This window comes from Agrobacterium sp. ST15.16.055, assembly GCF_027956555.1.
GTDB classification, from domain to species: domain Bacteria; phylum Pseudomonadota; class Alphaproteobacteria; order Rhizobiales; family Rhizobiaceae; genus Agrobacterium; species Agrobacterium salinitolerans.
Map to the genome: position 1 here is coordinate 1 of NZ_JAQKGN010000039.1, position 696 is coordinate 696.

The 696-nt window shown below is 58.9% G+C and carries 1 tRNA gene and 2 pseudogenes; 1 reads left to right on the plus strand and 2 read right to left on the minus strand.

The annotated features are described in order from the left end of the window. Positions 1-129 precede the first annotated feature (129 nt). Positions 130-298: pseudogene (locus PL599_RS22745) on the plus strand (IS3 family transposase); the annotation flags it as partial. A 22-nt stretch (positions 299-320) separates the two neighbouring features. Here PL599_RS22745 and PL599_RS22750 read toward each other — a convergent pair. Beyond that, a pseudogene (locus PL599_RS22750) lies at positions 321-425 on the minus strand (IS630 family transposase); the annotation flags it as partial. A 163-nt stretch (positions 426-588) separates the two neighbouring features. Further along, positions 589-665: transfer RNA gene (locus tag PL599_RS22755), tRNA-Met, on the minus strand. Between the last annotated feature and the right edge of the window lie 31 nt (positions 666-696).

A 696-nucleotide genomic window follows, 5' to 3' on the forward strand; every position in this document is an offset into this window, starting at 1 on the left:
GCTGAACGATGTTCAGCGGGCGGCCCTGACAAAGGCCATCGAACGGGGACCGACGCCGTATCTCGACGGTGTCGTGCGCTGGCGTTTATGCGACCTGGCCCAATGGCTGTGGGAGGAGTTCCGTGTCACCGCCCACACTCTGGCCTCGGCTGGCTGACACCCGCCGAGTTCGCCCAAGACCATCAACCCGCGACGTGATGCGGTGCTGCGCAGCCGAAATGGCTCCGCACCGCCACCCGCCGCTACCGCCCCGAATACAGCAACCCAAAACCGCTGGAGCAAACTCAAAACTGGATAAAACTTGGGGGCAAGGTCACCATCGAAATCCCAACCCCGAACCGCGCCGCCGACTGGCGCGCAGACATGCCCGCCGCAGACGCTTTTAACACGCGTAGTCGAAGATCATCGCTCAGTGCTCGTCCCATCATCCACCTCTTTCGCAATGGATGTTGAATCAGCTTCCGCTCGCCCTGTCACTTCACAATCGATTCATCGACCACAGAATCTGCCCTAGCGTTGTGCTAGGGGTAAAAACGACTTCGGCCTCCCGAAGGAGGCCGATTAAAGTCTTGATAGTCATATAAGTTTTGGTTGCGGGGGCAGGATTTGAACCTGCGGCCTTCAGGTTATGAGCCTGACGAGCTACCGGGCTGCTCCACCCCGCGTTACCAGCGTAAATCCCTATGGGATTTATCG